We start from the raw sequence: 20,366 nt of genomic DNA, 5'->3' as shown, positions 1-20,366 counted from the left end.
GGCTGGGTTGTCGTACGTGAGGGGAACCCTGAGGGAATCTGATTCCCTCAGGGTTCCCCTCACGGCACACTCGCCCAGCAACGAAGCCCGGCGTCACTCGCGTCGCCTGGTTGATTCCCGCAACCGCAGTTCCGGAGCCAGGAACACCGGCCCGGCAGGTGTCTCGGCTCCGGACAACCGCGCCAGCATCAACTCCACCGCCTGCTCGGCCAGCGCTTCGTGCGTCAGGTCCATCGCGGTGATCGGCGGCATGCTCATGCGGGCGTGTTCGCTGTCGGTCAGCGCGGCGAGCAGCAGATCGTCCGGGACGCGCAGGCCTTGCGCGGCAGCGGCATCGGCGATCAGCGGGGCGAAATCGCTTGTCGCGACCACGATCGCGTCCGGCCGGTCCGGGCCGGACAACAACGGTTGCACCAGTTCGGGCACGTCGCGCTGGGTCAGGCCTTCGCTGAGCAACGCGGTCCGCGGCGACAGCCCGCGCAGTTTGCACCACGCCAGGTAGGTTTCGCGCGGACGCCGGTTCCAGGCGTTGTCCTCGGTGCCGGACAACAGAAGCACGTCGCGCGCGCCTTGCTCGTAGAGGTGGTCCAGCAGTGCTTCGACCACCGGCGGATAGTCCAGCCGCACCGCCCACGGGAGGTCCGGCTGTTCCGGGTCCTCCTCGACGGTCACCACGGGCAGGCCCCGGCCGAGCAGTTCGGCCAGCGCGGTGTCGCCGCCGTAGGGGTGGGCCACGATGCAGCCGTCCATCGGCACGCTCGCGACCGCGGGGTCGTGCAGGTCGGGCACATGGATCAGCCCGGTCTTGTGCCGCAGCATCTCGGTCGCGATCGACCCGACGAGCCGGTTGAACGTCTCGGCCCGGTCGGGCGTGCCGGCCACCGCGTAGCGCGGCCGCAGGATGAGCCCGACCAGCCCGGACCGGCCGGTGCGCAGCGAGCGCGCGTTCGGGTTCGGGTCGTAGCCCAGCTCCGCGGCGGCCTCGCGCACCCGCGCCTTCGTCGCCGCCGAAATGGGCCTGCGGCCGGAAAGCGCGTGCGAAACCGTGCTGATCGAGACCCCGGCGCGCTCGGCGACCTCCCGGATCGTCACCGGCCGCTTGCCGCTCGCCGTTTCCACTCCTCGCACCCTTTCGCCCTGCCTCCGGACGGCCCAGTATCGCCCACCGGCCGGCGGACGAGGTCTTGACACCGCGACGGCGCGCGGGTTTGATGCCGCGAAAGCTCATCAAAACGTTTTGATGATGATAGGAGGCGCCATGGCCGCCCCGCACGAGCCCGCCCCGCCCACCTCCGCCGCCGCGCCGACCGTCGGCGACGTCTGCACCGGCATGCGGCTGACCCGGCGACATTGGCTGGCCGGTTCGGTGCTGTTCTTCGCGTTCGTCGTCGAGGCCTGGGAACAGGTCGGCCTGGTCTACGTCTCGAACGGGATCGCGGGCGAGTTCGGCGTGGACAACACGAAACTCGGCTGGGCGCTGTCCGCGGTCGCGTTCGGCATGGTGCCCGGCGCGCTGCTGTGGGGCGGGCTGATCGACCGGCTCGGCCGCCGCCGAGTGACGGTCGCGAGCCTGCTGATCTACGCGGTGCTCGCGCTGGCCGCAGGGTTGTCGCCGGCGTTCTGGCCGTTCGTCGTGCTGCGGTTCCTCTCCGGTGTCGCGTTCGGCGGGGTCTACGCGGTCACGTTCCCGTATTTTCTCGAACTGCTGCCCACCGCCCGTCGTGGCCAAGGTGCGGTCGCGCTCAGCATCGGGTTTCCGATCGGCACGCTGCTGTGCATCGGCGTGAGCCAGTCGCTCGGCATGATCAGCTGGCGCGCCGTCGCCGTGGTCGCCGCGTTGGCCGGGCTGTGGGCATTCGCCGTGCTCCGCTGGGTGCCGGAATCGCCTTACTGGCTCGCTCGGCGCGGTCGGCACGCGGAAGCTGCGACCGTGCTACGCGGTCTCGGCGCGGATATTCCTGCTGACACGAGGTTTTCCGTCGAGGACGCCGATCGCAAGGCAGGCGCGGTGCGCAACCTCTTCCGGTCGCCCGTGCGGCGGCGGTTCCTGCCGCTGCTGATCACGTCGTTCACGTTCAGCTGGGGCTACTGGGGGTTGCAGACCTGGCTGCCCGTTCTGCTGCAGAATCGCGGGTTGAGCGTGTCCGGCGCGCTGTGGTTCGTCGCGGTGACGCAGGTCGTGTCCGTGCCCGGCTACCTGCTCGCCGCGTGGCTGACCCGCCGCCACGGCCGCAAGCGGATCTTCCTGCTATTCGCGCTGGCGTCGGCGATCGGCGGAGTGCTGTTCGGCCTCGCCACCGGGTCGACGCAGCTGTACGCGGGCAACCTGATCCTCGCGTTCTTCTCGCTCGGCGCCTGGGGCATCTGGAACACCTGGTCGGCCGAGGTGCTGCCGACCGGGCTGCGCGGCGTCGGCTACTCGTGGTCCACGTCGGCGATCCTGCTGGCCAACACCGTTTCGGTGCCGGTGATCGGCGCGATGATGGACCACGGCGTCGCGTCCTCGCTGACTGTCGCGTCGATTGTCGCCTTCCTCGTCGTCGCGCTTCTCGCCGTCCTTCCGCTGCCCGAGACCGAGGGTCGCGCGCTCACCTGATTTCCCTTATCGGACAAGGAGTTCCCATGACCTACCGCGTCGCCATGGACATCGGCGGCACCTTCACCGACGTGGTCGTCCACGACGGCGCGACGCAGCGGCTGCGCGCGGGCAAGGTGCTCACCACCCCCGACGACCTCGCGCGCGGCGTTTTCGGCGCGCTCGAAGGATTCGACCTGCCGTTCGCCGACATCGAGTTCTTCGTGCACGGCACCACGCAAGGCCTGAACGCGCTGCTCGAACGGCGCGGCGCGAAGGTGCTGATCCTGACCACGCGGGGGATCGGCGACGTCTACCGGATCGCGCGCGGCAACCGGAACCGGCTGTTCGACCTGCACTACCGCAAGCCCGAGCCGCTCGTCGGGCCGGAAGCGGTCGCGGAGGTCGCCGGACGGCTCGACGCCACCGGCGGCGAACTCGAACCGCTCGACGAGGACGCGGTGCGGCTGGTCGCGAAACGCGTGCGCGAAGAGGGTTTCGAGGCCGTCGCGGTGTGTTTCCTGTTCTCCTACTTGGATTCCGGGCACGAACGCCGCGCGGGAGAGATCCTGCGCGACGAACTCGGCGATGACGCGCTGGTCGTGCTCTCCCACGAGGTCGCGCCGGAATGGCGGGAGTACGAGCGGACGTCGACTGCGGTGCTGGAGGCGTACACCGGCCCGTCGGTGCACCGCTATCTCGACCGCATCGAAGCGCGGTTCACCGAGAAGGGCCTGCACGTCCCGGTGCACGTCATGCAGTCCTCCGGCGGTCTGGTCAACGCCGGGTTCGCGCGGCGACATCCGTTGCAGACGCTGCTTTCCGGCCCGGTCGGCGGCACGATGGGCGGCGTCGCGGCGGCGAAGCTGCTCGGCCGTCCCGACCTGATCTGCGTGGACATGGGCGGCACCTCGTTCGACGTCTCGCTGGTGATGGACTACGCCGCCGACGTTTCGCCGGACGGCGAGGCGGAGGGATTCCCGCTGCTGATGCCGCTGGTCAACCTGCACACGGTCGGCGCGGGCGGCGGTTCGCTCGCCTACGCCGAGGGCGATGCGCTGCGCGTCGGCCCCGAATCGGCGGGTGCGGTGCCCGGCCCGGCGTGCTACGGCCGCGGCGGGACGCAGGCGACGGTCACCGACGCGAACTGCGTGCTCGGCCGCGTCGATCCCGAATCGTTCGCCGGCGGGGGAATGCCGCTCGACCTCGACGCCGCGCGGACGGCCGTCGCGACGCTGGCGCAGCAGCTCAGCATGGATCCGGTCGAGCTGGCGTCCGGCATCTGCGACGTCGGCAACGCCAAGATGGCGCAGGCGATCCGCACCCTGACCGTCGAACACGGCCGCGAGCCGGGCCAGTTCGCGCTGCTCGCGTTCGGCGGCGCGGGACCGATGCACGCGGCGTTCATCGCACAGGAAATCGGCATCACCGAGGTGATCGTGCCGCGGTTCCCCGGCGCGTTCTCGGCGTGGGGCATGCTCGAGGCGGACGTCCGGCGGGACTTCACCATGCAGTTCTTCGCCAACGGAGCCGAACTCGACACCCGCGCCCTGCGCACGGCGCTCGACTCGCTGCGCGATCAGGCACTGGAAGCGTTGCGGGAGCAGGGAATCTCCGAGGACCGCCAGTCGGTGACCCACGGCGTCGACATGCGGTACGAAAGCCAGGACTACACCCTGACCGTGCCGATCCTGGAATCCGATCCCGTCGACAGTCCCGATTTCCTGCCCGCCGTCGAGGCGCGGTTCGCCGAGATCCACCACCAGCGCTACGGCCACGCCACCCCCGGCGCGCCAGTGCAGTTCGTCGCGCTCCGCACCACCGGCCACGGCGTCGTCGACCGCGCCGCGGCTTCTGCGGAGACGATCGTCGAACAACCTGAGTCCGTTGTCCGCGACGTCGTTTTCGCCGGACAGGCCGTGCCCACCACGATCGTGGCGCGCGCCTCGCTCGCCCCCGGCAGCCGGTTGCCCGGGCCCGCGATCGTGCACGAGGAAACCGCCACCACGGTCGTCCCGCCGGACGCCGAACTCGCCGTCGACGACCACGGCTTCCTGGTCGTCACCCTCGCGGCCGCCGACCACCTGCAGGAGGAGCACGCGTGAGCATCAGCCCCGTCACCACCGAAATCATCCGCTCGGCGCTGATCCAGGCGGCCGAGGACATGAACATGACCCTGATCCGGTCGTCCTACACGCCGACGATCTACGAGGGCAAAGACTGCGCCGTCGCGTTGCTGGACCGTCGCCATCGTGTCCTCGGCCAGTCGTCCGGGCTGCCGATTTTCCTGGGGAATCTGGAGATCTGCACGAGCCACACCGAGGACCTGTTCGGCGCGGACGTCTGGCAGCCGGGCGACGTCTGGGTGCTCAACGATTCCTACATCGGCGGCACGCATCTCAACGACTGCACGGTTTACGCGCCGATTTTCGTCGGCGACGAACTGGTCGGCTTCGCGGCTTCGCGGGCGCATTGGATCGACATGGGGTCCAAGGATCCCGGCGGCTCGATGGACTCCACGAACATCTACCAAGAGGGCCTCCGGATGGGCCCGACGCGGATCGTCGCCGGCGGGGTCGAATGCGCCGACATCCTGCGGTTGATCGAGACGAACGTGCGCTTCCCGTACGTGACCCTCGGCGACATGCGCGCGCAGATCGCCTGTGCCCGGATGGGTGTGCGACGGCTCGGCGAGCTGTTCGCCCGTTACGGCGCGGAAACCGTCGACGCCGCGCGCGAGCAGATCTTCGCCCAGACCGAACGGCTCGAACGTGAACGCATCGCGGCGATCCCGGACGGCGAGTACGAGGCGACTGGGTATTTGGACAACGACGCGATCGACCCGGACACGCCGCTGAAGGTGCGCGTGCGAGTGGCCGTCGAGGGCGAATCGATGACGATCGACCTCACCGACTGTGCCGACCAGGCCACCGGTCCGGTGAATTGCGGCCGCTCCCAAGCGATTTCGGCGGCGCGGGTCGGCTACAAGCTGCTGATCTCGCCGCAGGTGAGCCTCAACGGGGGTTCGTTCGCGCCGCTGGACGTCCAGGTCCGCGACGGGTCGATGCTCGGCGCGCGGGAGCCCGCCGCGTGCCAGTACTACTACTCGAGCCTCGGCATGCTCATCGATCTCGTCGTGGCCGCGCTCGCACCCGCGATGCCGGACCGCGTCGCGGCGGCCAGCTACGGCGATTCGATGATCGTGCAATTCGCCGGTGAGCATCCGCGGACCGGGGAACCGTTCGTGACTTTGGAGGCGACCGTCGGCGGCTGGGGTGCCTGGGAAGGCGGCGACGGGGAAACGGCGCTGATCAACAACGTCAACGGGTCGCTGCGGGACCTGCCGGTGGAAGTAGTCGAAACGCTGTATCCGGTGCGGGTGAACGAATACCGCATCCGCACCGGCTCAGGCGGCGCGGGCCGCTGGCGCGGGGGCGACGGGGTGATCCGGGAGTACGTGATGGAGGCGGACCAGGATCTGTCGCTGTGGTGGGAGCGTTCGGTGACGCCCGCGTGGGGTCTGTTCGGCGGGTCGTCGGGGGCGCCGCCGCGGGTGGTGCTGAACCCTGGCACGCCGGAGGCGCGAGAGATGTTGAAGGTGAACAGCCTCCGGGTGCATCGAGGGGATGTGCTGCGATGCGAGTCGGGTGGGGGAGGGGGATACGGGGCGCCTGCGTAGGTGTAGCGCGGGGATTCCGCGAGGTGACTGTCTACTGTGGAGCTTCAGCGAGCAGCCCGACCTCGTGCAGATGATCGAAGATGACCTGGTCGACCGGGGACACCCGGCCCCGGTCGGCGTAGGTCAGCCAGACGATTTCCTCGATCTCGCCGCTAGGAGCGAGGGTCCCTCGGTAGTCGGCGGTGTAGCAGGTCATCCGGACCACGATGCCCGTCGCGTGACCGTGGGCTTGAGCCTGGAAGGTGCCGAAATGCCGGGCGCTTTCGGGCTTGACGGCGACGGTGAGCTCCTCGTCGATCTCGCGGACGAGAGTCTGGAGATCGGTCTCCCCGGGTTCGCGTTTGCCGCCGGGGAGGTAGTAGACGTCTTTGCCTCGGGAACGAGTGCTGAGAACCCTGCCCGCGTCGAACGTGATCCAGGCGATCTTGTCGATGACGGTCAACGGGTTTCCTTCCGGGCTTTCGTCGAGTGAAGATAGCTGGCGCGGGCTTGCGGCTCAACTGGATATGCTGGCAGCGCAATGGAATCGACTGAGTCTTCCCTTGACGGCCGTCGCTCGCTGGTGTTCCTCGATGTCGACGGAACGCTGCTGCCGTTCGGCCCTGCACCCGGGCGTGAACCACTTGAGCCGGGTCCTCTGCTGGATCGACTCGATCCGCGCTGGGGGATCCGGCTCGCCGCGCTGCCTGCCGAATTGGTATGGGCCACGACGTGGGAAGAAGAAGCCAACACCGAGATCGCGTCGCGGCTCGGCTTGCCGCCGCTGGCGGTCGTGCGCTGGCCGGAGCTCTCGGCGGCGGAGGAACGCGAAGACCAGTGGTCCGGTGTGCACTGGAAGACCCGGACGCTGGTCGAATGGGCGGACGGACGTCCCTTCGTCTGGGTCGACGACGAGATCGCCGACACGGATCGGGAGTGGGTGCGGGCCCGCCATCCCGGTCGTGCACTGCTGTATCGCGTCGCTCCGGATCTCGGTCTCGTGGAGGAGGATTTCGTGGTGATCGGCGAATGGCTTCGGTCATCGTGAGAGCTGGCGCTCCGCCAACGCCTTGCGGCACAAGGAATCCGCCCGGCGAGTCGTCTCCGGCAGGCGATAGTTCCGTGCCAAGGCCAACGTCGCGTCGCTGGCCTCCGCCAAGCCGATCCGGTGGCCGGCCGAAACGAAGACCGGCTTGACTCCGGTCCGCGTCCGCAGTGCACGTCCGACGACCTCGGCGTCGTCGAGCAGCGGAGCCCAATCGCCGCGCGCTGGGCCGGGCTGGTCGTAGGCGAAGGTGAACGGCGTTTTGGCGACCCCGGCGGTGCGGAGGCCGGTCAGGACTCCGAGGTGGCTGGCCAGGCCGAGCCGCCGCGGGTGGGCGAGGCCGTAGCCGTCGCAGAGGACCAAATCCGGGCGGTGGCGGAGTGCGGCCAGAGCGTCCAGGACGGGCGGCAGTTCGCGGAAGGCCAGCAAGCCGGGTACGTAAGGAAAGCTGACTCGTCCGGCCGCCGTCGTTTCCTCCACCGTTTCGAGCGAGGTGCAGTCGACGAGCACGGCGGCCGCGACGACCAGGTCCCGTTCGTCGTCGTAGGCGACGTCGACGCCCGCTACCACGGCACCGTCGGAAAGGGCCGGGCCGGTCGGGTCCACGAGGACGCGCAGGCGGTCTTGTTCGGCAAGGGCGTCGGCCTCGGTGGCGGGCCAGGCTGGCATGGGGTTCCTCGCGGAGTGGCAGGACGACCAGGTCCTGCGGCACGATCGGTGACAGGCGGGAGCGCCGACCCTATCAGGCTCGAAAGTGTGACCGTTACCAAAAGCTAATCGTTAGTGCTACGGTACGGCGGCGGCGATCACGAGGAGAGAGAAAACCCATGCCTGGTACGGACCTCAGGCCCGGCCGTCGGCCAGCGATTCCGGGGCGGCTGCGGTGGCTGGCCGGGCTCCTCTCGGCCGCCGCTTTGCTGGCGGTGGGCTGTGGCCAGCCGGAGGCGGTGGCGGAAAAACCTCCGGCGCGGACTGCGGAAGCGCCGCTCGCGCTGGTCTACAACGGACCGCAGGGATGCGCGGATTGCGGGCCCGCGGCGGCTGATCTGCTGCGCCGGGCGCCGCAGCATTTCCGGGTCGAGTACGTCGGGCCGGGCACCGGGAAGCCGCTGACCGCGGCCGTGCTGGCGAAGGCGCAGTTGTACGTCCAGCCGGGCGGCGGCCAGGATCTCGACCGGACTTGGCAGGACCTGGACGGCTCGGCTGGCGCGGTCCGCGACTGGGTCCGGAACGGCGGCAGCTACCTCGGCCTGTGCTTCGGCGGCTATCTCGCGGGCCGCGATCCGGGGTTCGGCCTCCTGCCCGGAGACACGCACGGGTACGCGGGTTCTCCCGGCTCCACGGTCCCGGACGAGCGTGACACCGTCATCGAGGTCAGCTGGCGGGGGAAGCCGCGGCACATGTATTTCCAGGACGGGCCAGCCTTCCGGCTGGACGAAGGTTCCCACGCGACCGTGCTGGCGACCTACACCAACGGGGCGCCCGCGGTGGCCGTCGCCCCGTACGGCAAGGGGCGGGTCGGCGTCAGCGGGCCGCATCCGGAAGCCGACGCCTCCTGGTACGACGAGAAGGGGCTCACCAATCCCGACGGCGTCCAGATGGATCTGGCCTACGAGCTGATCCAGGCGACTGTCTCGCGGTAAGGGAAATGCCCGCGCACGAATGTTTTTCGCGGCCGGACAATTTCGGGTGAACTCAAGCGGGTGACTTGTGCGCCCCGCCGCGCTTTCGAGTTGTCGGCCGGGGTGCGCGTTGATTCGATGCGATCATGGTGCGCTGGGCGGGTGGGAGCGGGAAAGCGGTCCGGCGGTTAGCCGTGCAGGTTCTCGTGACGGCGGTCGCCGTATCGGGCGTGGTGGTCGGCGGCGCTGTTCCCGCGGCGGCGGAGACGTGGCCGGTGGAAGGCGAGCAGAGTCCGTCCGCATTCGACTGCGACCATCTTTATTACAGCAATTTCCGCTCGGGCATGCAGTTCCGCACCGACGCCGCGGGCGACGCCGAGATCGAGAACACCGTGATCAGCAAACGGGCCGGCGCGGGCCTGCCGGATTACTGGTCGACTAATATGGCGCTCGGCAAGGATCCCGACACCGGCCGTCCCGCGGCGTTCTATTCCAGTTACACGAGCGCGAACCGGAAGCTGTACAAACACGTTTCCGGAACGGACCGGGCCACCGACGAGATCGCCGCCGGCCAGACCCGCGACCTGCCCGCCGGGGCGAACTGGGGCGGGACCGCCGCGGATCCGAACACCGGGATGCTCTTCGGCGCGCAGAACGGCGGCGCGCCGAAACTGTTCGGGATGAACCTGGCGACCGGCGCGACGACCGTCTGGACCAGGGGCTCGAACCTCACGCCGGTGCCGTCCAACGATCCCGTCTTCCTCGGCGGATCCCTGGTGCCGGATCTCTTCGTGGACGCCGACGGCGGCGCGTACTACGGCATTTCCTACGGCGGCTCGACCTACGTGTACCGGCTCGATCCGGCGACCGGGACCACCACGCGGGCGGTGCACGTCGTCGGGCCGGGGTCGAGCAACGGGTTCAACAACTACGGAATGGCCTACTTCCACGGTTCGATCTACCTCGGCTACTACGGCGGCGCACTGTACAAAGTGGACCCGAAGACCGGCGCGTCGACGCTGGTGCCCGGCGGCAACGCCCAAGACAACCAGGTCGGCCGGATCAAGTCCGAATCCGGCGGCTCCTGGCCGATCACCGACCTGGCCAGCTGCTCGATCGCGCCGAACCTGACGTCCCGCCTCGTGGTGCGCAAGACCGCCAGCGAGCAGGCCGCGAAGCCGGGGGACACCGTGCGGTACACGGTGACGATCAGCAACGAGGGCGACGGTCCCGCCCCGGCCGCCAGGCTGACCGACGACCTGAGCGCGGTCCTCGACGACGCCGCGTACAACAACGACGCCGCCACCACGAACGGTGGCGCGCCGACGCCGACCCAGCCGAGCTACGACAGCCGGAAGCTGACCTGGACGGGACCGATCGCGCCGGGCGAGACCGTCACCATGGCCTATTCGGTGACCGTGGGAAAGCCGCCCGGCGGGGACAAGAAGCTGACCAATGTCGTGACGGTCCCGGAAAGCAACTGCGCTGAGCCGTCGAAGGATCCCGCGTGTTCGACGGTCGTGCCTATCGCCGCTTTGAAGATCGCGAAGCACGCGTCGCCCGCCAATCCGAGCCCGGGGAGCGTCGTCTCGTACACGGTCACCGTGACCAACGACGGCCAAGCTGATTGGCCAGGAGCGCGGGTCACCGACGATCTGACCGACGTCCTCGACGACGCCACCTACAACAACGACGCGCGTGCAACCGGATCCGGCACGGTGACCTACGACCCAGGCCGCGCGCTGCACTGGACCGGCGACGTCGCGGCGGGCACCACGGTCGCCATTACGTACACCGTGACCGTCGGAGATCCGCCGCGCGGAAACCGTCGCCTGACCAACCGGGTGGTGGGCCCGGACGGCTCGAACTGCGGCACGGACCCCTCCTGCACCACGGACGAACCGATTTCCGGCTTGGTGATCCGGAAATCGGCCGCGCCCGCCACCGCGAAGCCGGGCGACACCGTCACGTACACGATCACCGCCGAGAACATCGGCGGCGCGACGGCGACCGCGGTCCACCTGACCGACGATCTCACCGGCGTGATCGACGACGCCGCCTACAACAACAATGCCGCCGCCACCCTCGGCGGCACTCCCACGCCCAGTCAGCCGGGATACGACCCGAACACCGCGAAACTGACGTGGACCGGCGACATTCCCGCCGCCCAGACCGTCACGATCCGCTACACCGTCACCGTGGCGTCGCCGCCGCGTGGGGACCGCAAGCTGCGCAACACCGTGACCGGCCCGGAGGGATCGAACTGCCCGCCGAACAGCACGGACTGCACCACCGACACTCCCATCGGCGCGCTCGAAATCAAGAAGACCGCGGACAAAACCGACGTCAAGCCCGGCGAGCGCGTCAGCTACACCGTGACCGTGCGGAACGTCGGCGAGGCCGGGTATCCAGGGGCGTCGTTCACCGACGACATCTCCGGTGTTCTCGATGACGCGACGTGGAACAACGACGCGACAGCCACGTCGGGCACCACCTCCTTCGCCGCGCCGCGATTGCACTGGACGGGCGACGTTCCGGCCGGTGCGACCGTGACCGTGCGCTATTCCGTCACCGTCGGCACCCCGCCCGCTGGCGACAAGCGGCTGCGCAACCTCGTCACCGGACCGGACGGTTCGACGTGCCCGCCCGGCAATACTGACCCGGAGTGCGGTACTCACACCGGGATCGGCACCCTCGAACTGTCGAAGACCGCCTCGCCCGCGACGGCGCAGCCCGGCGACAAGGTCACGTACACGGTGACCGCGCGAAACCCAGGCACCGCAACCTATCGAGGTGCGCGTTTCACTGACGACCTGAGCCGTGTCCTGGACGATGCGACCTACAACCAGGACGCCAAGGCCACCACGGGCACCGTCACCTATGCAGAACCCACCTTGGCGTGGACCGCCGACCTGCCCGCTGGCGCTACCGCGACGATCACCTACTCGGTCACTGTGAGCTCGACGCACGCGGGGGACAGCGAACTCCGCAACGCGGTCACCGGCCCGCCCGACTCCAGTTGCCCGCCCGGCAACACGGAGCCGGAGTGCAATCCGGTGACTCCGGTCGCGCGCCTGCACGTCAAGAAGACCACGAGTCCGTCTGAGCCACGGCCCGGGGACACTGTCACCTATGCCGTTCTGGTGGCCAACGATGGCAAGGCCACTTACCACGGCGCGTCCGTCACCGATGACCTGACTGGTGTTCTCGATGATGCGAGCTACAACAACGATGCTCGTGCGACGAGTGGCGCAACTGCTTATGCCGCACCGAAACTGACGTGGAATGGCGATGTCGAGGCGGGTGCGTCGGTGACGATCACCTATACCGTCACCGTGCATAATCCGCCGACCGGTGACAAGGAACTGGTCAACGCGGTGACTGGCGGTGATTGCCTGCCGGGTGGTCATGATCCGGATTGCGGGACGGTCACTCCGTTGCCAGCACTGAAGGTCAAGAAGACCGCGAGCCCGGCGAATCCACGGCCCGGCGACACTGTCACCTATACCGTCTCGGTGGCCAACGACGGGAAGGCCGCCTATCGTGACGCGTCCATTGTCGATGATCTGACTGGTGTTCTCGATGATGCGAGCTACAACAACGACGCTCGCGCGACCAATGGCACAACTGCATACGCTGCACCGAAACTGACCTGGAACGGGGATGTCGAGCCAGGTGCGTCGGTGACAATCACGTACACCGTCACCGTGCACAATCCGCCAACCGGCGACAAGAAGCTCGTCAACGCGGTCACCGGTGGCGATTGCCTGCCGGGTGCTCATGATCCGGACTGTGGGACGGTCACGCCGTTGCCAGCGCTGAAGATCACGAAAACCGCGACCCCAGCCGAGATCAAGACCGGCGATCGGGTCAGCTACACGATCACCGTCGAGAACGTTGGCGAGGCTGACTACCGGGCCGCGTCGTTCACGGACAATCTCGCGGGCGTGCTCGACGACGCGACCTACAACGGCGACGCCAAAGCGGACACCGGAACCGTCGCCGTCGCGCCGCCGAGTCTGACGTGGACGGGTGACCTGGCGAAGGGAGCCACCGCGACCATCACGTATTCCGTCACTGTCACCAACGCAGGCGACCACGGGCTCGTCAACACGGTCACCGGAAGCGGGTCGAACTGCCCGGAGGGGTCGACCGATCCGGATTGCCGGGTCGTGCTGCCGAAACCGCACCTGCGGATCACCAAAACCGCCGATCCCGCGGTCGCTCAACCGGGCGGGAAGGTCACCTACACCGTGACCGTCCGCAATACCGGCGAGGCACCGCAACCGGACGCACAGTTCACCGACGACCTGTCCGGAGTCCTGGACGATGCCGACTACAACGGAGATGCCAAGGCGACCGCGGGAGACGTCCGCTACCAAGCCCCGCGTCTACAGTGGACTGGACCCGTCGAGGCGGGTGCGGAGGTCACCATTACGTACTCGGTGACCGTCGGGGATCCGCCGCGTGGCGACAAGATCCTGCGCAACGCCGTCACGAGTCCGGACGACACGAACTGCCTGACCCGGGACCCGGCTTGCGGCACGGAAACCCCGGTGCGCGCGATGACCATCACCAAGCGCGCAGGCGTGGCGACGGTGAAACCGGGGGAGAAGGTCGCCTACACCGTCGATATCGCCAATACCGGCACGGCCGCCTACCCGGACGCTGCGTTCGTCGACGATCTCTCCGACGTTCTGGACGACGCCACCTACAACCAGGACGCCAAGGCCACCAGCGGAACCGTCGACGAGAGCGGTTCGCGGCTGACTTGGCACGGGAAGCTGGCAGTCGGCCAGACCGTCACGGTCACTTACTCGATCACCGTCAAACCCGATGCCGCTGCCGGGAGTCATCTGCGCAACGTCGTGGTCTCGGCTAATCCGGGAACCAGTTGCGTCACCGGTGCCGAACCTGGCTGTTCCACCGACACTCCGGTGACACCTCCGACCCCGGGGATTCCGCCGAGCACGCCGCCGCTGGCCTCGACCGGCACGCCGTTCCGAGACCTGCTCTTCAGCTCGCTGTTCAGCTTGCTGGCCGGTTTCGCGCTGCTGGTCGCCACCCGGCGACGCAGGCGTCGAGGCTGAAAATCGTTGGCGGACCGCTGACGAAGAAGGCAGGGTCCGGGGCGTGCCGATCTTCGTGGTGACCGGAATCCAAGCGGCGGGCAAGTCGACGGTGGCGCAGGCGCTCGCCGAGCGGTTGCCGAAATCCGTCCACGTGCGCGGTGACGCGTTCCGGCGCATGGTGGTCAACGGCCGGGTCGAGATGGGCCCGGCCGACCCGCCCGCCGAGGCGATCCGGCAGCTCCGGCTGCGGTACGCGCTCGCGGCCCAGGTCGCGGACGGGTACGCCGACGCCGGGTTCATTGTGGTGCTGCAGGACATCGTGCTCGGCGAACACCTGACCGAAATGGTCGACGCGCTGCGGACGCGGCCTTGTTACGTCGTGGTTCTCGCGCCGAGCGCCGAGGTGGTGGCGCAGCGCGACGCGGCTCGGCAGGCGGCGCGAGGCAAGATCGCGTACCAGCCGGGCGACACGGGCATCGCCGGGCTGGACGCGTACCTCCGCGAGAAGACCCCGCAGATCGGGCTGTGGCTGGACACCTCGGAGCTGACGGTCGAGGGAACTGTCGACGAGATTCTCGCCAGGGCCGAGGCTGAAGCGGCGGTCTGACCGGGGTCAGTTCGGCGGCTGCTGCGGGCCGTCGCCCGGGTTGGGCCGCGGCGGCTCGGGCTGGGAGTGACCGGGCTGTTCCGGCTGGGGGTAGCCGGGCTGCTGCTGGAAGTAGCCGGACTGCTGGCCGGGCTGGGGCTGACCCGGTTGAGCAGGCTGACCGGGCTGAGGCTGGCCCGGTTGCGGATAACCAGGCTGCGCATACCCGGTCTGCGGATACCCGGGCTGGCCGTAACCGCCCTGCGGAGCGAACCCGGGCTGCCCGCCCACCGGATACCCGCCGGGCGCGAAACCGGGCTGCGGCGCGCGGCCGCCCTTCGCGACCGCCAGCACGACCAGCAGCCACGACAGCACCTCGAGCAGGTTGAGCGGGATGCCGACGGCCAGGAAGATCGTCGACATCTCGGAGCTGCTCAGGTGATCCGACGCCATCCAGGACGCGACGTTCGTCAGCATGAGCTGCCAGGCGATGTTCAGCGCCGTGGTGACGAGCATGACCGCGAAGGCGGCCACCATCAGCCCGGAGCCGCCGCGCGAGCGCCGCCCGATCGAGAGGATCAGGCCGAACAGCCCCACGATCAGCAGCAACGCCTGCGGGAGGATCTGGAGGATCGTGTTGGTGAAGGTCGTCATACCTGCTCTCCGCTCAAGGAACGTCGGGCAGATCCTAGGGGGCGGCCTCGGGCGGCGTGGCCGGTTCGCCGAAGATGCCGGTCTCGAAACGGCTTCAACTTCGGTGCGCGGCGCGGTATCCGGCGAACCGCTCGTCGACCTCCCCGGCGGTCAGGCCGAAGTCGGCGAGGTCGTAGCGGTGCCTCGGTTTCGCGTCCCCGGTGCGGCTCCGCTCGTGCAGCGTCGTCATCGCGTCGCGGGCTTGCGGGGCGAGGTCGAGGCCGAAGTGCTGGTAGACGCCCTCGACAGTGCCGATCGGGTCGGCGACGAAGTCCTCGTACCGGACGTCGCAGAACTGCGCGGGGTTGTGCCGAGCGCGAGCGGCGGCGAACTGTTCGGCGCCGCGCGCCCACAGATCGAGCTGGCTGCGTCCGACGACCTCGCCGCGGAAAGTGTCCGACCAGCCCTCTGAAGCCTGTTCGGTCAGGCTGCACACGGACGCGATGATGGTGCTGGGCGCGCGATGGGTCTGCACGACGAGCGCGTCCGGGTAGACCTCCATCAGCGCGTCGAGCGCGAACAGGTGGCTCGGGTTCTTGAGCACCCAGCGGCGGCCGGCGTCGGGCAGGCCGATGAGCTGCAGGTTGCGCCGGTGCCTGCGGTAGGCGTCGGTCCAGTCCTGTCCGTCGAGCCAGCGCGAGTAGCCGGGCACGTGCGCGAGGCATTCGTACGACACGGATTTCAGCGACTGCCGCAGCAGCTGCCAGCATTCCTCGACCTGGTCCGCCGACATGTGGTGCAGGCCCATGAATTCGGGATGTTCGACGTGGTGCTGCTCGTAACCGGCCTGAATCGCTTGGAACACCGGGTTTTCCGCCCAGGTTTCGCGCGGCGGGCGCGGCTGCGGCATTTCGGTCAGCCACACTTCGAGACCCTGGTGCGCCGGGTCTTCGGTCAGCAGCCGGTGCAGTGCGGTCGTGCCAGTGCGCGGCAGGCCGGTGACGAAGATGGGCCGCTCGATGGGTACGTCGGCGTACTGCGGATTCTGTTTCCACGAAGCTTCGCTGAGCAGCCGAGCGACCAACGCACCGCGCAGGAACGCGCGATGGACTTTGTTGCCATAGGGCGTCAAATCGGCTTCGGTTGCATAGGAATCGAGCAGCACGCGCAATCCTTCGAGATGCTCGTCTCCGCCGAAATCATCGAGGCCGGTGAGTTTCGCGGCGGACGCGTGGAGGTCTTCGACCGTGCCGACGCTGTCTCGTCCTGGACGCATGGTCTTCCCCTCAGTGATGGTATTCGCCGGCGTTCACGTCAAGGCATTGCCCGGTGACGCAGCGGGCCAGCGCGGACGCGAGGAACACGACGGTGTCAGCGATCTCGTCCGGTTCCGGGAGGCGGCGCAGGTCGATCGTCTCCGCCGTTTCCTGGTACACCTGCTCCGCGGGCACGCCGCGTTCCTTGGCCAGGTAAGCGAAATACCACTTGAGCGAATCCGCCCAGATGTAGCCCGGGGCAACGGAATTGACCCGGATTCCGCGCGGGCCGAGTTCCGACGCCAGGCTCTGCGCGAGCGCGAGCAGACTCGCCTTGGCCATTTTGTACGCGCCGAAAGTACGCCGGGAATGCCGCAGCACGGCCGAGTTGATCATCACGACCGAACCGGCGCTTTCGGCGAGCGCGGCGGTGCAGAGCCGGGTCAGCCGGAGCGCGGCGAGCACGTTCGTTTCGAAGCCGGCGCGGACCGCGTCCAGATCGACTTCGGCGAGGTCGGTGATCGGCGGAATGGCGAAAGCGTTGTTCACCAACGTGTCCACCCGCCCGAACTCGCTCACCGCGGTTTCGACGAGCTTGGTCGCCGAAGCATCGTCGGTGATGTCGGTAGGCACTGAGACGGCGCGACGGCCGAGCGCTTCGACCTCGGTTTTGACTTCGGCGAGCCGGGATTCGGTGCGCGCCGCGAGGACGACGTCGGCACCGGCGGCGGCGGACCGCAGCGCGATCGATCGACCCAGGCCCGGCCCGATGCCGGAAACGAGAACGACTTTGCCAGTAAGGAGATCCATGAATTCAGCCCAGCATCCTGGCCGCGACCGCGGCCTGTCGCGCGGCGATCCGCTCTGCCCATTCCTCCGGGGTCACGCGGGCCTCCTTGTGAAACGGCAGCCGATCGGCGAGTTCGCCGAATTTCACGACCTCGACCTCCGGGCCGTCCGCCGCAGTCAGCTCCCGCGAAAGCCGCTGCCAGCGGATCTGGACGTAACCGCGGTCGTGCCCGGTGCGTTCGAGCCAATTCGCGACGCCGGGGTCGCGTTCGCTGATCACGAACCGCATCTTGCCGTCCGGGTCGGTCCGGGCCTGGTCAGCGGTGAGGCTGGTCTGGTGGTTGAGGTAGTCCAGCGAGATGTACCACGGGCTGCCGAGCTGGATGCCCTGGTACGGCGCGTCCGAACGGGGCACGGTGACGATCATGACCTCGTCGTCGGCGAGTTCGTAATGCCCGGCCGAGGAATACTGCGTGGGCAGGCCGCCAGGCGTGCTGCGCGGTTCGGTCATCGTGTTCGCCGGCAGGTTCAGGTAGAACCACTTCGGGAAGGCGAGGAACGTCCGGATCCGGCTGAGCAGGATCTTTCCGGTGACGCCGTAGCGTTTCTCCATCGCGGTGCGCGACAACGCGGGCGGTGCCTGGCCGGTGGTGTCTGCGCAACGGAGCTGGATGCTGCCGCGCCGTTCGGTCGCCCAGTCGCTGTAGACCTCGCGCACGACGAGCATCGACGATCCCGGGCCCAGCACGAAATAACCGGGTTCGGGATCGGGCTTTGCCGGGCCGAAGCGGATCTCGAACGTGCCGTCGGCGGCGATCGGGATGTCGCGGTCGTCGAACGCGGTCATGCTGTCGGGCACCTCGACCGGCGTGTAGTCGCCGTTGAGGACCTGGAAGCTCAGGTCGGCGGTGGTGCCGCGAGTGCCGGTGACGACGTACTCGCGGTCCTCGCGGATGTTCGCGTTGAAGTACAGGGTGTCCGGGTTGTCCAGGCCCATTTTCGTAGACGGGCCGGTGGACAGGGTGAAGTACGGGAAGTCGCGGTCGTAGGCCCACGCCGTCTGAATCGAGGCCCGGATGCTGCCCGCGAGGTAGTCGTAGCCCTCGATCAGGTCCTGTTCGGTCCGGACGTGCGGCGCCTCGGCGATGATCTTTTCGGCTTCGGCGATCGCGCCGGCGAGCGGTTCGGTCAGCACCGGAGACTCCTCACGCTGGTCCAACTCTGTACCGGGGTGGTACGTTCGGTGTCGGTTGAGACTAGAACGCGTTCTAAGGACGGGTCAATGGCGGTTACCCGGCGCTCGCCGCCGACGCAGCGGGTCGTGCGGCTGCTGGACTACTTCGCGGCCCGGCCGGGGCAGCGGTTCGGGCTGTCCGCGCTGGCCCGCGAACTGGACCTGAGCAAGCCGACCTGCCTCGGCATCCTGACCGAGCTGACCGCGAGCGGCTACGTGGTCCGCGATCCCCGGTCGACGACCTACCGCCTGGGCCCGGCCATGATCGCGGCCGGGCGCGCGGCCTCGGAGGGCTTCGGCGCCAGCGAAATCGCCCGTGCGCACCTGGAAGAACTCAGCGCCCGCTACCAGGCGACGTGCACCGCGTCGGCCGTGGTCGACGGCCGGATCCTGATGCTGCAGAGCGCCGGGCCGGGCAAGGTGCGGCTCGGCGAGACGTATCCGTTCGCGCCGCCGGTCGGGCTGATGTATGTGCTGTGGGACGCGGAATCCGCCTTCGACGCCTGGCTCGCCACGCCGCCCGCGGTGCCGGTGCGGCTGGACGAGGCGTACCTGCGGCGCGTGGTCGCCGAGTGCCGGGAACACGGGTATCTGGTGGAAAGCCTGACCTCGGCGGGCCGTCGGCTCTACACGCTGATGGCGGGTGTCGCCGCTGGGGATCTGCCGCCGGAGGTGCGCGGGCTGGTCGGCGAGCTGGTGTCGAGCCTGGGGGAGCGGGTGTACCTCGGCGCGGACCTCGAACCGCGGAAGAAGCACGCGGTGAGCCTGCTCGCCGCCCCGACTTTCGACGCGTCGGGGAGGCAGGAACTGGTGCTGACGCTGTCGGTGGGCGAACCGATCACCGGTGCGGAAATCGCTCGCCGGGGCGCGGCTTTGGCGGCGGTCGCGGATGCGGTGACGGCGGAGGCGGGCGGGGTTCGTCCTCACTCGGTTTGACGGTCCGTGAGGGGAACCCTGAGGGACTCTGATTCCGTGAGGGTTCCCCGCACGGACCGCGAATCCGGGAAGGGGGTCTGGCGATGGATTCGATATTGCCGACGTCCAGGACGACGTGCGGCAGGAACTTCCTGGACCAGCGGGCGCTTGAAGCCGCCGATCTCGTGACCGATGCGCGGCTGGCCGACGCCGGAGTGTCGCTGTCGGCTGCAGGTTTGTACCCGTCGCTGCACCTGAATCTGGCCGAGTGCCACCGCAAACTCGGCGACCTCGGCCGGGCCCGCGAATACCTTCAGCTGGCCCAGGCCGAGATCGGCGCGCTCGGCGACGACGAATACGGGCGGCTCGTCAAGGACGGCCTGCGGCAAGTCGCCGAACAGCTCCGCTGACCGCCGCAGTCATGCGGGCTGGCCCCACATGTTCGCGGTCAGCTTCCACCCCGGCTGGTCCTTCATCGTCACCAGCGTTTCGTACAGCCGCTCGTACCCCGTGCTGCTGATCCGCCAGACACCGTCCTCGCGCCGATAGGTGTCCTCGTAGTACGCGGCGCCCTCGATGACCACGCGGTGCTCGGCCACGATCACCTTGTCCTGGAACATCCACCGCCCGGTCGCGGTGTCGCCGTCGATCTCGATTTCCGGGTGGCCGGCGAAGTGCATCGTCGTGATGCCGGGGCCGACGGTGGTGCTCAGGAATTCCATGAGCGCGTCACGGTTGTCGAAGTTCAGCGGTTCGCCGTAGGAAGGCGTGCCGTAGTGCACGCGGGCGTCGGCGGTCAGCGTCTCCGCCATCTCGTCCCAGCGCTTGAGGTCGAGGCACCGGAGGTAGCGGAATTTCACGCGGCGGATTTCTTCGAGCGCGGCCAGGTCCATGCGCCCAGCGTCCTCCGCCGCTTGACCGAGCGCAAGAACCTGTTCTACTTTTCTGTCCTCGAACCCCGGAAGACCCCGGAAGGGCGGA

17 protein-coding genes are annotated in these 20,366 nt (G+C 68.6%); 9 read left to right on the top strand and 8 right to left on the bottom strand.

The features are described 5' to 3' along the window. Positions 1–93: 93 nt before the first annotated feature. On the bottom strand, positions 94–1,119 hold the full coding sequence (locus ACWDNU_RS33390) for a LacI family DNA-binding transcriptional regulator (RefSeq protein ID WP_370936668.1): 1,026 nt from the start codon (positions 1,117–1,119) through the stop codon (positions 94–96). 139 nt (positions 1,120–1,258) lie between these two features. Between ACWDNU_RS33390 and ACWDNU_RS33385 the strand changes: the two genes are divergently transcribed. From ACWDNU_RS33385 to ACWDNU_RS33375, 3 genes are read left to right on the top strand one after another with little or no spacing between them, the layout of a single operon-like run. Continuing rightward, positions 1,259–2,596 carry an MFS transporter gene (locus ACWDNU_RS33385; protein WP_449671805.1) on the top strand — a complete coding sequence of 446 codons (1,338 nt, stop codon included), beginning with the start codon at positions 1,259–1,261 and terminating at the stop codon, positions 2,594–2,596. 26 nt (positions 2,597–2,622) lie between these two features. Continuing rightward, a complete protein-coding gene (locus ACWDNU_RS33380) occupies positions 2,623–4,680 on the top strand; it encodes a hydantoinase/oxoprolinase family protein (protein ID WP_449671804.1) in 2,058 nt (685 codons plus the stop codon). Continuing rightward, positions 4,677–6,254: a hydantoinase B/oxoprolinase family protein gene (locus tag ACWDNU_RS33375; RefSeq protein WP_449671803.1), complete on the top strand. Its 1,578-nt coding sequence runs from the start codon at positions 4,677–4,679 to the stop codon at positions 6,252–6,254. The genes ACWDNU_RS33380 and ACWDNU_RS33375 overlap by 4 nt, the downstream gene beginning before the upstream one ends. Before the next feature lie 31 nt (positions 6,255–6,285). Here ACWDNU_RS33375 and ACWDNU_RS33370 read toward each other — a convergent pair whose 3' ends face one another. Beyond that, positions 6,286–6,696, bottom strand: coding sequence for an NUDIX hydrolase (locus ACWDNU_RS33370; RefSeq protein WP_449671802.1), 411 nt, complete (start codon positions 6,694–6,696; stop codon positions 6,286–6,288). 78 nt (positions 6,697–6,774) lie between these two features. Here ACWDNU_RS33370 and ACWDNU_RS33365 point away from each other — a divergent pair, with 78 nt between their 5' ends. Then, positions 6,775–7,281 (top strand): HAD domain-containing protein, encoded by a 507-nt coding sequence (locus ACWDNU_RS33365; RefSeq protein ID WP_449671801.1) that lies wholly within the window; start codon positions 6,775–6,777, stop codon positions 7,279–7,281. Here ACWDNU_RS33365 and ACWDNU_RS33360 read toward each other — a convergent pair. Continuing rightward, on the bottom strand, positions 7,273–7,947 hold the full coding sequence (locus ACWDNU_RS33360) for an endonuclease V (RefSeq protein ID WP_449671800.1): 675 nt from the start codon (positions 7,945–7,947) through the stop codon (positions 7,273–7,275). The genes ACWDNU_RS33365 and ACWDNU_RS33360 overlap by 9 nt on opposite strands. 158 nt (positions 7,948–8,105) lie before the next feature. Between ACWDNU_RS33360 and ACWDNU_RS33355 the strand changes: the two genes are divergently transcribed. The 3 genes from ACWDNU_RS33355 (at position 8,106) to ACWDNU_RS33345 (ending at position 14,579) form a co-directional block, all read left to right on the top strand. Continuing rightward, a complete protein-coding gene (locus ACWDNU_RS33355) occupies positions 8,106–8,921 on the top strand; it encodes a BPL-N domain-containing protein (protein ID WP_449671799.1) in 816 nt (271 codons plus the stop codon). Positions 8,922–9,046: 125 nt separating this feature from the next. Continuing rightward, the gene (locus ACWDNU_RS33350; protein WP_449671798.1) at positions 9,047–13,990 is read left to right on the top strand and encodes a DUF7927 domain-containing protein; all 4,944 of its coding nucleotides are present in this window, start codon (positions 9,047–9,049) and stop codon (positions 13,988–13,990) included. A 43-nt stretch (positions 13,991–14,033) separates the two neighbouring features. After that, positions 14,034–14,579 carry an AAA family ATPase gene (locus ACWDNU_RS33345; RefSeq protein ID WP_449671797.1) on the top strand — a complete coding sequence of 182 codons (546 nt, stop codon included), beginning with the start codon at positions 14,034–14,036 and terminating at the stop codon, positions 14,577–14,579. 6 nt (positions 14,580–14,585) lie between these two features. On the opposite strand, the gene ACWDNU_RS33340 is transcribed toward ACWDNU_RS33345, so the two are convergent. From ACWDNU_RS33340 to ACWDNU_RS33325, 4 genes are all read right to left on the bottom strand, one after another. Beyond that, positions 14,586–15,212: a hypothetical protein gene (locus ACWDNU_RS33340; RefSeq protein WP_449671796.1), complete on the bottom strand. Its 627-nt coding sequence runs from the start codon at positions 15,210–15,212 to the stop codon at positions 14,586–14,588. A gap of 94 nt (positions 15,213–15,306) precedes the next feature. Beyond that, positions 15,307–16,467, bottom strand: coding sequence for a sulfotransferase family protein (locus ACWDNU_RS33335; RefSeq protein ID WP_370936679.1), 1,161 nt, complete (start codon positions 16,465–16,467; stop codon positions 15,307–15,309). A gap of 10 nt (positions 16,468–16,477) precedes the next feature. Then, complete coding sequence (locus tag ACWDNU_RS33330) at positions 16,478–17,257, bottom strand: SDR family oxidoreductase (RefSeq protein ID WP_370936680.1); 780 nt, start codon at positions 17,255–17,257, stop codon at positions 16,478–16,480. A gap of 4 nt (positions 17,258–17,261) precedes the next feature. Beyond that, on the bottom strand, positions 17,262–18,431 hold the full coding sequence (locus tag ACWDNU_RS33325) for a hypothetical protein (protein WP_449671795.1): 1,170 nt from the start codon (positions 18,429–18,431) through the stop codon (positions 17,262–17,264). A gap of 87 nt (positions 18,432–18,518) precedes the next feature. Between ACWDNU_RS33325 and ACWDNU_RS33320 the strand changes: the two genes are divergently transcribed. Together ACWDNU_RS33320 and ACWDNU_RS33315 are read left to right on the top strand one after the other, a co-directional pair. Continuing rightward, positions 18,519–19,406 (top strand): helix-turn-helix domain-containing protein, encoded by an 888-nt coding sequence (locus ACWDNU_RS33320; RefSeq protein ID WP_449671794.1) that lies wholly within the window; start codon positions 18,519–18,521, stop codon positions 19,404–19,406. A gap of 83 nt (positions 19,407–19,489) precedes the next feature. After that, on the top strand, positions 19,490–19,795 hold the full coding sequence (locus tag ACWDNU_RS33315) for a hypothetical protein (protein WP_370936683.1): 306 nt from the start codon (positions 19,490–19,492) through the stop codon (positions 19,793–19,795). A gap of 9 nt (positions 19,796–19,804) precedes the next feature. On the opposite strand, the gene ACWDNU_RS33310 is transcribed toward ACWDNU_RS33315, so the two are convergent. Then, on the bottom strand, positions 19,805–20,278 hold the full coding sequence (locus ACWDNU_RS33310; RefSeq protein WP_449671793.1) for a nuclear transport factor 2 family protein: 474 nt from the start codon (positions 20,276–20,278) through the stop codon (positions 19,805–19,807). Between the last annotated feature and the right edge of the window lie 88 nt (positions 20,279–20,366).

Source organism: Amycolatopsis sp. NPDC003676, assembly GCF_053587275.1.
This window is presented reverse-complemented; position numbering and strand designations above follow the sequence as displayed.